General features: G+C 73.7%; 12 protein-coding genes and 1 pseudogene. 8 read left to right on the top strand and 5 right to left on the bottom strand.

The features are described from left to right. Nucleotides 1-116: 116 nt before the first annotated feature. Together ACZ5GT_RS08225 and ACZ5GT_RS08220 are read right to left on the bottom strand one after the other, a co-directional pair. Complete coding sequence (locus ACZ5GT_RS08225) at nt 117-569, bottom strand: ATP-binding protein (RefSeq protein ID WP_469016762.1); 453 nt, start codon at nt 567-569, stop codon at nt 117-119. Nucleotides 570-845: 276 nt separating this feature from the next. Further along, nucleotides 846-1,859 carry a heavy metal transporter gene (locus ACZ5GT_RS08220; RefSeq protein ID WP_469016759.1) on the bottom strand — a complete coding sequence of 338 codons (1,014 nt, stop codon included), beginning with the start codon at nt 1,857-1,859 and terminating at the stop codon, nt 846-848. An 84-nt stretch (nt 1,860-1,943) separates the two neighbouring features. Here ACZ5GT_RS08220 and dapE point away from each other — a divergent pair, with 84 nt between their 5' ends. Together dapE and ACZ5GT_RS08210 are read left to right on the top strand one after the other, a co-directional pair. Next, complete coding sequence (gene dapE, locus ACZ5GT_RS08215) at nt 1,944-3,029, top strand: succinyl-diaminopimelate desuccinylase (protein WP_469016756.1); 1,086 nt, start codon at nt 1,944-1,946, stop codon at nt 3,027-3,029. A gap of 146 nt (nt 3,030-3,175) precedes the next feature. Continuing rightward, entirely contained in the window at nt 3,176-3,934 is a 759-nt protein-coding gene (locus ACZ5GT_RS08210) for an LOG family protein (RefSeq protein ID WP_398267756.1), read from the top strand. A 79-nt stretch (nt 3,935-4,013) separates the two neighbouring features. Here the strand turns inward: ACZ5GT_RS08210 and folP are convergent, their stop codons facing one another. Further along, a complete protein-coding gene (folP, locus tag ACZ5GT_RS08205) occupies nt 4,014-4,874 on the bottom strand; it encodes a dihydropteroate synthase (protein ID WP_469016752.1) in 861 nt (286 codons plus the stop codon). Between the two features lie 143 nt (nt 4,875-5,017). On the opposite strand from folP, the gene ACZ5GT_RS08200 reads away from it, so the two are divergent. Both ACZ5GT_RS08200 and ACZ5GT_RS08195 read left to right on the top strand, forming a co-directional pair. Next, nucleotides 5,018-5,389 (top strand): DivIVA domain-containing protein, encoded by a 372-nt coding sequence (locus ACZ5GT_RS08200; RefSeq protein WP_469017012.1) that lies wholly within the window; start codon nt 5,018-5,020, stop codon nt 5,387-5,389. After that, the gene (locus ACZ5GT_RS08195) at nt 5,386-6,021 is read left to right on the top strand and encodes a DNA-3-methyladenine glycosylase I (protein WP_469016749.1); all 636 of its coding nucleotides are present in this window, start codon (nt 5,386-5,388) and stop codon (nt 6,019-6,021) included. Before ACZ5GT_RS08200 ends, ACZ5GT_RS08195 begins: the two co-directional genes overlap by 4 nt. Here ACZ5GT_RS08195 and chcB read toward each other — a convergent pair. Further along, nucleotides 5,987-6,790: a 2-cyclohexenylcarbonyl CoA isomerase gene (chcB, locus tag ACZ5GT_RS08190; RefSeq protein ID WP_469016744.1), complete on the bottom strand. Its 804-nt coding sequence runs from the start codon at nt 6,788-6,790 to the stop codon at nt 5,987-5,989. The two genes, ACZ5GT_RS08195 and chcB, sit on opposite strands and share 35 nt — an antisense overlap. 375 nt (nt 6,791-7,165) lie before the next feature. Between chcB and ACZ5GT_RS08185 the strand changes: the two genes are divergently transcribed. Beyond that, nucleotides 7,166-7,333: a DUF3117 domain-containing protein gene (locus ACZ5GT_RS08185; RefSeq protein ID WP_003966491.1), complete on the top strand. Its 168-nt coding sequence runs from the start codon at nt 7,166-7,168 to the stop codon at nt 7,331-7,333. Between the two features lie 213 nt (nt 7,334-7,546). Here the strand turns inward: ACZ5GT_RS08185 and ACZ5GT_RS08180 are convergent, their stop codons facing one another. Next, the gene (locus tag ACZ5GT_RS08180; RefSeq protein ID WP_360741702.1) at nt 7,547-8,197 is read right to left on the bottom strand and encodes an O-methyltransferase; all 651 of its coding nucleotides are present in this window, start codon (nt 8,195-8,197) and stop codon (nt 7,547-7,549) included. Between the two features lie 282 nt (nt 8,198-8,479). Here ACZ5GT_RS08180 and sigE point away from each other — a divergent pair, with 282 nt between their 5' ends. From sigE to ACZ5GT_RS08165, 3 genes and pseudogenes are all read left to right on the top strand, one after another. Further along, the gene (sigE, locus tag ACZ5GT_RS08175; protein ID WP_398268374.1) at nt 8,480-9,184 is read left to right on the top strand and encodes an RNA polymerase sigma factor SigE; all 705 of its coding nucleotides are present in this window, start codon (nt 8,480-8,482) and stop codon (nt 9,182-9,184) included. Beyond that, nucleotides 9,181-10,158, top strand: coding sequence for a zf-HC2 domain-containing protein (locus ACZ5GT_RS08170; protein ID WP_469016735.1), 978 nt, complete (start codon nt 9,181-9,183; stop codon nt 10,156-10,158). Before sigE ends, ACZ5GT_RS08170 begins: the two co-directional genes overlap by 4 nt. A 147-nt stretch (nt 10,159-10,305) precedes the next feature. After that, nucleotides 10,306-10,940: pseudogene (locus tag ACZ5GT_RS08165) on the top strand (protease); the annotation flags it as partial.

Here is a 10,940-nt window from a genome sequence, read left to right as displayed (position 1 = left end):
ACGCGACCACCCCGTGGGGCCGGGGTTGCGCCGGAGGAGGGAAAAACGGGGGGGGGGGGGGGGGCGGGGTGGGGGCCCGGGGCGGTGTTCCCCGCCCCCGCAGCCGTGCGGGTGGTTCAGCCGCCCAGCGGGAGGCTCTTCGCCGGGAGGGTCTTCGCGGACGGGATGCCGCCCTTGGTCAGCGCGTCCGTCGGCAGGCCGCCCTTGGTCGCCGTCTTCGTGGCGTCGCGCAGGACGCCCTCGGCGGAGCCCGTCGCGTCCCCCGCGGCCTTCCGCGCCACCGGCGCCGCCTGCTTCGCCACCTTGCCGCCGGTCCTGGTCGCGGTCGGCACCGCCTTCTTGACCGCCTTGCCGCCGGTGTCACCCGCGACCCGGGTGACGTTCCCCGCCGCGCCGTCGACGGTGTGGCCGACGTTCGCCCCGTCCAGGGCGGTCAGGCCGCCGACGTTCGGCGTGGCGGGCAGTTCGGGGGCCGCGCTCGCGGAGCCGGCCGCACCGACCCCGGCTGCCGCTCCCGCTGCGACGAGCAGCGCGGCACGGGCGATCCGACGGGTCAGGGGGAGGGACATGATGCTCCTTCGACGGGAGAGGGTGTTGCTCGGACGCCGTGACTACCGCTCGAGGCCCCTCCGAGGTTGCGGAGCGAAACCGTAAAGAGTTGGCAATGCGTCGCATTATCGGCTGTGGACGAACCTGGGCGAAAAGGGCGCGGCGCGCACGGCTGCCGAATCCTTACGGCCCCGTGTTCCCAAGGCTTTTCGCGAATCCGCCGGGGGCCGGGCGGAAACAGCCGCGCACCGGGCCGGAAACCCGGCCCGGGTGACCCGTTCGGGTGATGAGTCGTACTACTGCACGGTGACGATCCGGACCGCGTCCGCCGTCCGCCCAGTCCCGCCGGTGCTCTGCGCGCCCGTCGCGCGCCACCGGGGGTCGCTGGTCCCGGCGGTCCACTCCCGCCCGGCGAACGAGACGCGTTCGATGTGCAGCGCGGAGGCGTTGGCCACCGCCCAGTGCGCCAGCTGCCAGCCGCGCTGCCGCGCGGTGCCGCCCTTCGCGGGGCTCGCGCCGGCCGCCACGGGCAGCGTGACCGTCCGCGTGCCGTCCTGCGCGCCCGCCGGGGACGAGGAGGAGGGGGAAAGGGTGGGCGAGGACGAGGGCGTCGGCGTGGGCCCGCCGCTCACCTCCGCGCCCGCGTCCTGGAGGACGTCGCGCCCGAAGTCCCGCACCAGCGCGGAGCGAACCGCGTCCGGACCCGCCTGGACGGCGGCCGCGTCCGGGTTGCCCCGGCAGGTGAGCGTGGCCGCCGCGTGCCCGGTGAGGGCGGCGGCGAGCAGTCGCGCGTCCGGCTCGTGCTTGGCGTACGCCTCCGGATAGCCGCTGCGCTGCACGCGCTGCGCGGCGACCGTGAGCGGCAGCCGGGTGTAACCGGGCACCTTGCCGAGGTGCTCGTAGAAGACGCCCGCCGCGTACGCCGGATCCATGATCTGCCGCGGCGTGCCCCAGCCCTGCGAGGGCCGCTGCTGGAACAGGCCCAGCGAATCCCGGTCGCCGTGCTCTATGTTGCGCAGCCCGGATTCCTGAAGCGCGGTCGCGAGCGCGATCGTCACGGCTCGTTCGGGCATCCCGCGTCCGGTGCCGACGGCGGCGATCGTGGCCGCGTTCACCGCCTGCTCCGGCGTGAACTCGTAGCGCGCGCCGTCCACCTCGCCCGACACCACCGTGCAGCCCGGGCCGCTCCTGCCCCCGGTGACGTACTGCACCACCAGGTAGCCGGCGACGGCGAGCAGGGTCACGAGGGCCGCACCGAAACGGAGGACGCGGCCCCGGCGTTTGACGGGGTGGGGGGACGGCTCTGACACGCCGTAAAAGGTAGCGGAGGCACGCGAGGGCGGCGAGGCGGGTGCGGACCAGTGTGACGAGGCGGACGCGTTAGGGTCGACGGCATGGCCGACACCCCGCTTGACCTCACGCTGGACGCCGCCGAGCTGACCGCGCGGCTGGTCGACTTCCCCTCGGAGAGCGGCACCGAGCAGCCCCTCGCCGACGCGATCGAGAACGCCCTGCGCGCCCTGCCGCACCTGACGGTCGACCGGTACGGCAACAACGTCGTGGCCCGCACGAACCTGGGCCGCTCGCAGCGGGTGATCCTGGCCGGGCACATCGACACCGTCCCGATCGCGGACAACGTCCCCTCCCGGCTGGACGAGGACGGCGTCCTGTGGGGCTGCGGCACCTGCGACATGAAGGCGGGCGTCGCGGTCCAGCTCCGCATCGCGGCCACCGTCCCGGCCCCGAACCGCGACCTGACCTTCGTCTTCTACGACAACGAGGAGGTCGCCGCCGAGCTGAACGGCCTCAAGCACGTGGCGGAGGCCCACCCGGAGTGGCTGGAGGGCGACTTCGCGGTGCTTCTCGAACCGTCGGACGGCGAGGTCGAGGGCGGCTGCCAGGGCACGCTCCGGGTGCTGCTGAAGACGAAGGGCGAGCGGGCCCACTCGGCGCGCGGCTGGATGGGCTCCAACGCCATCCACGCGGCGGCGCCGATCCTGGCCCGCCTCGCCTCCTACACGCCGCGCCACCCGGTGATCGACGGCCTGGAGTACCGCGAGGGCCTGAACGCGGTCGGCATCTCGGGTGGGGTCGCGGGCAACGTCATCCCCGACGAGTGCGTCGTCACCGTCAACTTCCGCTACGCGCCCGACCGCACCGAGGAGGAGGCCGTCGCGCACGTCCGCGAGGTGTTCGCGGACTGCGGGGTGGAGGAGTTCGTGATCGACGATCACAGCGGCGGCGCGCTGCCCGGCCTGTCCCACCCCGCCGCCGCGGCCTTCATCGAGGCGGTGGGCGGCGTCCCGCGGCCCAAGTACGGCTGGACGGACGTCTCGCGCTTCTCCTCCCTCGGCATCCCGGCCGTCAACTACGGCCCCGGCAATCCGCACTTGGCGCACAAGCGGGATGAACGGGTCGAAACGGCGAAGATCCTGGCGGGTGAGGAACGCCTGCGGGCCTGGCTGACGGCACCGGCGTAGGACCCCGTGCGGGGTGGTGCCGCGCGGCGGACACGTCCAAGTCCCCCGGCCGTAACGGGTGTGGATCTACGCTGAGGCGGAAACACCTTTCCCCACCTCTCGACTTCGCTCGGGACGGGGAGGCATCGACCGCGGAGGGAGCGCACATGGCAACAGGCAACCCGAGGGGGAAGACGCCACCACCGCAGGAACAGCGCCTGGGACCGGTCCTGCGCAGGCGCGGACAGGTGACGGCGAGCACCACGGACCAGCGGCTGCTGGACGAGCGCGCCCCCGCGGACTGGGTCCACACCGACCCCTGGCGGGTGCTGCGCATCCAGTCGGAGTTCGTCGAGGGCTTCGGCACGCTGGCCGAACTCCCGCCCGCCATCAGCGTGTTCGGCTCGGCCCGGACGCCGGTCGACTCGCCGGAGTACGAGGCGGGCGTGCGTCTCGGCCGCGGTCTCGCGGAGGCGGGCTGGGCGGTGATCACGGGCGGCGGCCCCGGCGCCATGGAGGCCGCGAACCGGGGCGCCTGCGAGGCCGGCGGCGCCTCGGTCGGCCTCGGCATCGAGCTCCCCTTCGAGCAGGGCCTCAACCCGTACGTCGACATCGGCCTGAACTTCCGGTACTTCTTCGTCCGCAAGATGATGTTCGTGAAGTACGCGCAGGGCTTCGTGGTCCTGCCCGGCGGACTCGGCACCCTGGACGAGTTCTTCGAGGCGCTGACCCTGGTGCAGACCCAGAAGGTCACCCGCTTCCCGATCGTCCTGTTCGGCACCGACTACTGGGGCGGCCTGGTGGACTGGCTGCGCAACACGATGGCGGCCCAGGGCAAGGTGTCCCCGGACGACCTCCTGCTGTTCCACGTCACGGACGAGGTGGACGAAGCGGTAGCCCTGGTCTCCAAGGAAGCAGGCCGCTGACCCCAGCCGACACCGGCCCTCGGACCCTCTGCCCCGGGTTTCCGGGCTGCTGACCCCGGCGCCAGGCCCGGTCCCGGGGTTACGCCAGTCCCCGGCGGGCCACCGTCGGGGGGCGGTGGCCGGCGATCGCGGTGACCATGTCGAGTACCTGGCGGGTCTCCGCCACCTCGTGGACGCGGTAGACCTGGGCGCCGAGCCACGCCGAGACCGCGGTGGTCGCCAGGGTGCCCAGGAGGCGCTCCTTCACCGGGCGGTCCAGCGTCTCGCCCACGAAGTCCTTGTTGGACAGCGACACCAGCACCGGCCACCCGGTGGCCACCATCTCGTCCAGCCGCCGCGTCGCCTCCAGGCTGTGCCGCGTGTTCTTGCCGAAGTCGTGCCCGGGGTCGATCAGCACCGACTCCCGCGGCACGCCCAGCGCCACCGCCCGCTCCGCCAGCCCCAGCGTCACCCGCAGGATGTCGGCCATGACGTCGTCGTACGCCACCCGGTGCGGACGCGTCCGCGGCCGGGCGCCGCCCGCGTGCGTGCACACCAGCCCCGCCCCGTGGCGCGCCGCCACCTCCGCCAGCCGGGGGTCGACCCCGCCCCACGCGTCGTTGAGCAGGTCCGCGCCCGCCTCGCACACGGCCTCGCCGACCTCGTGCCGCCAGGTGTCGACGCTGATGACCACGTCGGGGAACCGGCGCCTGACCTCCGCCACGAACCCGACCGTCCGCCGCGCCTCCTCCTCGGCGGTCACCTCCTCGCCGGGCCCGGCCTTCACCCCGCCGATGTCGATGATGGCGGCCCCCTCCGCCACGGCCTGCTCCACGCGAGCGAGGGCCGGCTCGTCCCGGAAGGTCGCCCCCTGGTCGTAGAAGGAGTCCGGGGTCCGGTTCACGATCGCCATGATCACCGGCTCGTGCGCCTCGAACGTGCGCCTGCCCAGCCTGAGCATCCCCTGTGACCTCTCCTAGTGCGTCCTGGGTCTTCCGGCCGTTCGGCCGCCTGTGACCCTAACTGTCAGCGTCGCATGGCACGATCGGACCCTGACACATTGAGGCTGTACGAACATCGAGCGTGGGGACCCCGGCGATGGTTATGTTCCTGTTCCTGGTCGTCGCTCTCGCCGTCGTGGTGGCGGCGGTGACACTGGCCGTGGTGGGCGGCGGCGGGGGAGAAGGCCCGCTCCCGGAGGCCGCCCCGGAGCGGCTGCACGACCCCCTGCCGCCGGACCGGCCGCTGAGCCGTGCCGACGTCGACGACCTCCGCTTCCCGCTCGCCGCCCGCGGCTACCGCATGGCGGACGTCGACGACGTCCTGAACCGCCTGGCCGCCGAGCTCGCCGAACGCGACGCCCGCATCACCGACCTGGAGACCGCGCTGGCGGGCGCCCGGGCCGCCGCCCATGCCGCCCACGACGCCCCCACCTCCCTCGACAAGCCCGCGCACCGGCCGGAGGGTGGGCAGTGAGCGACACGGCCGCGCTCGTCGGACCTGACGGCGTACCGCGCTGCCCGTGGGGCCTGTCCGCCCCGGACTACGTGGCGTACCACGACGAGGAGTGGGGCCGCCCGGTCCACGGCGACGACGCCCTCTTCGAGCGGCTCAGCCTGGAGGCCTTCCAGTCCGGCCTGTCCTGGATCACCATCCTGCGCCGCCGCCCCGGCTTCCGCGCCGCCTTCGCCGGCTTCCAGATCACGGCGGTCGCGGCCTTCACGGACGAGGACCGCGAGCGCCTCCTCGCCGACCCGGGCATCATCCGCAACCGCGCCAAGATCGACGCCACCTGCGCCAACGCGCGCGTGCTCGCCGAGTGGGCGCCGGGCGAACTGGACGCCCTGATCTGGTCCCACGCCCCGGCCCCCGGGCCGGCGCCGAAGACGCTCGCCGACGTCCCCGCGGTCACCCCGGAGTCGACGGCCCTGTCCAAGGCCCTGAAGAAGCGGGGCCTGCGCTTCGTCGGCCCGACGACCGCCTACGCGCTGATGCAGGCCTGCGGCCTGGTCGACGACCACCTGGAAGGCTGCGTCGCCCGCGACGCCTCCCGCGACGAGCCCCGCGACACGCTCAGCGTCCCAGGTACTTCGGCTTCTCCTTGTTGACGAACGCCTCCACCGCGATCACGTGGTCCGCCGACCGCCCCGCGCGGGTCTGCAGCTCGTCCTCCTTCTCCAGCGTCTCCGCGAGCGAGTGGGAGAACCCGTAGGCCACCGCCTCCTTGATCGCCGCGTACGCCACCGTCGGTCCCTCGGCCAGCGCCCGCGCCACCTTCTCGGCCTCCGCGCGCAGCTCGCCGGCCGGCACCAGACGGTTGGCGATCCCCAGCTCGTACGCCTCCTGCGCCTTGACGCTGCGCGGGAACAGCAGCAGGTCGGCGGCGCGAGCGGGCCCGACGACCCGCGGCAGCGTCCAGGAGATGCCGGAGTCGGCGGTCAGCGCCACCCCCGCGAACGAGGTGTTGAAGGCGGCCGTGTCCGCCACCACCCGGAAGTCCGCGGCGAGCGCGAAACCGAAGCCGGCTCCGGCCGCGACCCCGTTCACCCCCGCCACCACCGGCTTCGGCATCTCCGTCAGCGCCCGCACGATGGGGTTGTAGTGCTCACGCACCGTGCTCATGGTGTGCGAGGTGCCGGTCTCCCGGTCCTGCGCCAGCAGCCCGATGTGCTCCTTGAGGTCCTGCCCCACGCAGAACGCCCGGTCCCCGGCGGCGGTCAGCAGCACCGCCCGTACGGCGTCGTCCTCCGCCGCGGCCCGGACCGCGTCCCGCAGGGCGACCTTGGCCGCGATGTTCAGCGCGTTCATCGCCTCGGGGCGGTTCAGCGTGATCGTCGCGAGCCCGTCGCCCACCTCGTAGAGCACGGTGTCGGCCATGGTGTGTCCCCTCCGCATGTCGCGGTCGCGGCGTACCGGCCGGTACGCCCTGTCCGAAGGACAGCATGACGGAGATCACCGCCGTCGCACCGCGGCGCACGTGTGACCTGCGTCAAAGAATCCGGCCCCGTTCCGGGCCGGCGAATGTCCGCGCGGCGGCGAAGTATCGCAGCCACATCGCCGAATTGAGTGGTTTTGCTCGCGCGCGTTGCCCAAGCGATGCCTACCGATGTTGGTCATCGGGTCCTGAGATGCGGGATAATGGCTGGGAAGCAATGTGTTCGATGCCGGTGTTGCGTGTCCCTCCAGGACCGCGCGCGTGCCCTCCAGGGCGTCGGCTTTGACGATGAGCTGGTTTCAGGAAGGGGAACGAGCATGGCGGCCATGAAGCCGCGAACGGGTGATGGCCCGCTCGAGGTGACCAAGGAGGGGCGGGGCATCGTCATGCGCGTTCCGCTCGAAGGCGGCGGTCGGCTCGTCGTCGAGCTGACCCCTGACGAGGCCGACGCGCTGGGCGACGCCCTCAAGAAGGTCGTCGGCTGACGCGGAAGCGACCATACCCCTTCGGCGGCCCCGGCACCCAGGTGGTGCCGGGGCCGCTGTTTCGAGGCGCTGATTCGGGGGCGCCGCTTTCCGGGGCGCCGCCTCCGGAGGTGCTGCTTCCTGGGTCACCTTCGCCCGCCCCGCGGCCGCGTCACCTTCGCCCGCGCGGCCGCGCACGTCCTCAGCGCTTGACCGCTGCGGCCGCGCACGTCCTCAGCGCTTGACCGCGCACAGCAGCCCGTCGCCCACCGGCAGCAGCGACGGCAGCAGCTCCGGGCTCTCCCGCACCCCGCGCAGCAGTTCCCGCAGCCGCAGCACCTCCGTGGGCTGCGGCCCCGAGTCCACCGTGCGGCCGTTGGCGAAGACGCCCTCGAAGACCACCAGGCCCCCCGTACGCAGTAGACGCAACGATTCAGCGAGGTAGTCCATGACCTCCTGCCGGTCGCCGTCGCAGAAGACGAGGTCGTAGCCGGCGTCCGCGAGCCGGGGCAGTACGTCCAGCGCGCGCCCCGGGATGAAGCGGGCGCGGTTGCTGGCGAATCCGGACGCGCGAAAGGCCTGGCGGGCGAACTGCTGGTGCTCCGGCTCGGGGTCCACGGTCGTCAGGACCCCGTCGGGGCGCATGCCGTGCAGCAGATGGATGCCGGAGACGCCCGTGCCGGTGCCGATCTCCGCCACCGCCTTCGCGTCCACCGAGGCGGCCAGCAACCGCAGCGCGGCGCCCGTGCCGGGCGACACCGAGCGCAGCCCCGCCTCGCGGGCCCGGTCGCGGGCCCAGCGCAGCGCTTCGTCCTCGGCGACATAGGCGTCGGCGAACGCCCAGCTCGTCAGCCGGTTGCCGGTAATGACCCTCTCCTGTCCCATGGTTGCCTGGGCGTGACTGTATCCGTTGGCGCCGGGAACCCGCAGATGGGACCAGGCGTTTAGAGGGGTGGAGACGACAGCGGGGGGACACAGTTGGATCACGACGAGGGACGGACACCGGAGCAACTGCGGGCGCAGCGGCCCGAGCGGTGCCAGCCCACATCAAATTCTCGTAAAACCGCTTATCCGGAGCTAACGGGCGAGGTGGCTATGGTAGGGGCTCCACTGGACACCACCAGAGCCGACAGGGGAGGTGCGGCCGTACCTGTGGATCGGGGAGGAGTGCTGTGGCGCTTTCTCGGATCGGCGGGCAGGCCGAAATCCGTGAACGACACCGCTGCTGACCACAGCCACGCCGCTGAGCAAGACCGGACCGCGACCTTCTCCACCGACGCGGACGGGCAGGCGTGGACTCCGCCCACCTGGGAGGAGATCGTCAGCACCCACAGCGGACGCGTCTACCGGCTGGCCTACCGCCTCACGGGCAACCAGCACGACGCCGAGGACCTCACCCAGGAGGTCTTCGTCCGCGTCTTCCGCTCCCTGTCGACATACACGCCGGGCACCTTCGAGGGCTGGCTGCACCGCATCACCACCAACCTGTTCCTCGACATGGTCCGCCGCAAGCAGCGCATCCGCTTCGACGCCCTCGGCGAGGACGCGGCCGAGCGCCTGCCCAGCCGCGAACCCAACCCGCAGCAGGTCTTCAACGACGCGCACTTCGACGCGGACGTCCAGCAGGCCCTCGACACGCTCGCGCCCGAGTTCCGCGCCGCGGTCGTGCTGTGCGACATCGAGGGGCTGTCGTACGAGGAGATCGCCGCCACCCTCGGCGTCAAGCTCGGCACGGTCCGCTCGCGCATCCACCGCGGCCGCTCGCAGTTGCGCAAGGCCCTCGCCCACCGCTCCCCGCAGGCCCGGGCGGCCGAGCGCCGCTCCTTCATGGCCCGTGTCCCCGCACTGGGGGGAGGGGGCGCGACCGCGTGAGTGGATCAAGCCCCGCCGAGAGGCGCCTGTCCGAGCAGCATCTGGGAGACCGACTCTCCGCCCTGGTGGACGGAGAGCTCGGTCACGAGTCGCGCGAGCGTGTCCTCGCCCACCTGGCCACCTGCGCCAGGTGCAAGGCGGAGGCCGACGCCCAGCGGCAGTTGAAGAACGTCTTCGCGGAGGCGGCCCCGCCGTCCCCCTCCGAGAGCTTCCTGGCCCGTCTCCAGGGGCTCCCGGCGGGAGGTGACGACACGGACGGCGGCTCGCCCTTCGGCGGGGGAGGACTCCCCGCAGCGGCCTCCGGACGGTTCGGCGGCGGAGTGTTCGGGCTGAGGCGAGGCGAGCGCTTCGAGTTCGGCTACGTCCCCGCCCGCGCGCACACCGCCGGACCCGACGCCGACCACGGCTTCCCCATCCACGACGTCGGCCACCGCGAGCCGGAGCGGCCGGCCTCGCGCGGCCTGCGGATCGCGTTCGTCGCCGCCGGGGCGGTGTCGCTCGCCGCGATCGCGCTGGGCGGCGTCACGGGCGGCTCACCGGCCGACACCGCGGACGCGCGCGGCGCCACCGGGTCCGGCAGCAACGTCACGCCGATGCGGGCGCCGGGCACCGGGAACCCGGCGGCCCCCGAGACCCAGCGGCGCCGCGGCACCGGCCCGGTGCTCGCCCAGGGCCAGCGCACGCTCGGCGAGACCACGCCGGCCCCGACGCAGGTCTCCGCGCCGCTGCTGCCGGGCATACCGAGCCCCGCGGGCTCCGGGGAGACACAGCAGGCCACGCCCCCGCTGACCGGCCCCGTGATGGCCGGAGCGGCCGTCATGTCGCCGTTGATACGTCCGCTCACCAGCGTCGCCCCGCCGTTGACCCTGACCTCCTGGTCCACCGCACCCGAGGTCAGGTCCCGCTCCATGCTCGCCGCACCCGTCCCGGACACGTCCCCGGCGTCAGCCTCCCCTTCGCGCCCCGCCCGCTGACCGCTGACCGACCGCCCGGGAACCTGGTTGAATCCGTGGTGAGCCATGCCCGTGGCCAGGACATGACCTGGCCTGGTCACCGGGCGCGGAGTCGGACAACCGTGGCGGGCGGTGACGAGCCGTGCCGCGGCCAGCTGTGGGGAGAACATGAACGAGGGGAAGCCCACGAAGGCGAAGTGGTGGGGCCGCCCGCGACCGCAGGGTCCGGCGGACCCGCCGGACCGGGCGGAGGGCACGGCACCGGCACCGGCACCGGTCCCGGGCGCGACGCCCGCCCCCGACGGCGACTTCGAGCTGGCCAAGCCGGCCGCGGCGGCACCCGCCGAGCCGGCACACCCGTCGGCCGCCCCCGGCGACCCCAGCGACCCCGCCGAGACCGGCGTACCCGCCGACCGCCTCGGCACCGACGGTGACTTCGAGCTGGAGCGCCCGGCCACGCCGGCACCGGCGGCGGCGCCCGACCTGGTCACCCCCGCGACGGCCCCCGCCCCGGTCACCCCCGCGACCGCTCCGGACCCGGTCACCCCGGCGGCCGAGCGCCCCGCACCCCTGCACGACCCCGACCCCTACAGCACCCCGCCCTACGGCGAACCCGGCCCCTGGGCGCCCGCTCCGCCGGTGCAGCACCCCGCGGCCACCTCCACGCACGGAACGCCCCTGCCGACGCCCGCACAGCCCGTGCCGCCCGGCGCGCCCGTAGCCGCGACGTCCGGCACGCATGCCCCCGCGGCACCGGGCACGCACGCCCCCGTGCCGCCCGCCGCGCACGCCTCCGCGCCGCC

It is taken from the genome of Streptomyces sp. NPDC031340 (assembly GCF_055569945.1).
The sequence above is the reverse complement of the archived record's forward strand: the minus strand, read 5'-3'. Positions and strand labels throughout refer to the sequence as shown.

What these genes read in the sequence shown, in the direction of transcription:
- ACZ5GT_RS08225 (WP_469016762.1), bottom strand. Translation starts at nt 569, where the DNA reads ATGTCCCTCCCCCTGACCCGTCGGATCGCCCGTGCCGCGCTGCTCGTC.
- dapE (WP_469016756.1), top strand. Translation starts at nt 1,944, where the DNA reads ATGGCCGACACCCCGCTTGACCTCACGCTGGACGCCGCCGAGCTGACC.
- ACZ5GT_RS08210 (WP_398267756.1), top strand. Translation starts at nt 3,176, where the DNA reads ATGGCAACAGGCAACCCGAGGGGGAAGACGCCACCACCGCAGGAACAG.
- folP (WP_469016752.1), bottom strand. Translation starts at nt 4,874, where the DNA reads ATGCTCAGGCTGGGCAGGCGCACGTTCGAGGCGCACGAGCCGGTGATC.
- ACZ5GT_RS08200 (WP_469017012.1), top strand. Translation starts at nt 5,018, where the DNA reads ATGTTCCTGTTCCTGGTCGTCGCTCTCGCCGTCGTGGTGGCGGCGGTG.
- chcB (WP_469016744.1), bottom strand. Translation starts at nt 6,790, where the DNA reads ATGGCCGACACCGTGCTCTACGAGGTGGGCGACGGGCTCGCGACGATC.
- ACZ5GT_RS08185 (WP_003966491.1), top strand. Translation starts at nt 7,166, where the DNA reads ATGGCGGCCATGAAGCCGCGAACGGGTGATGGCCCGCTCGAGGTGACC.
- ACZ5GT_RS08180 (WP_360741702.1), bottom strand. Translation starts at nt 8,197, where the DNA reads ATGGGACAGGAGAGGGTCATTACCGGCAACCGGCTGACGAGCTGGGCG.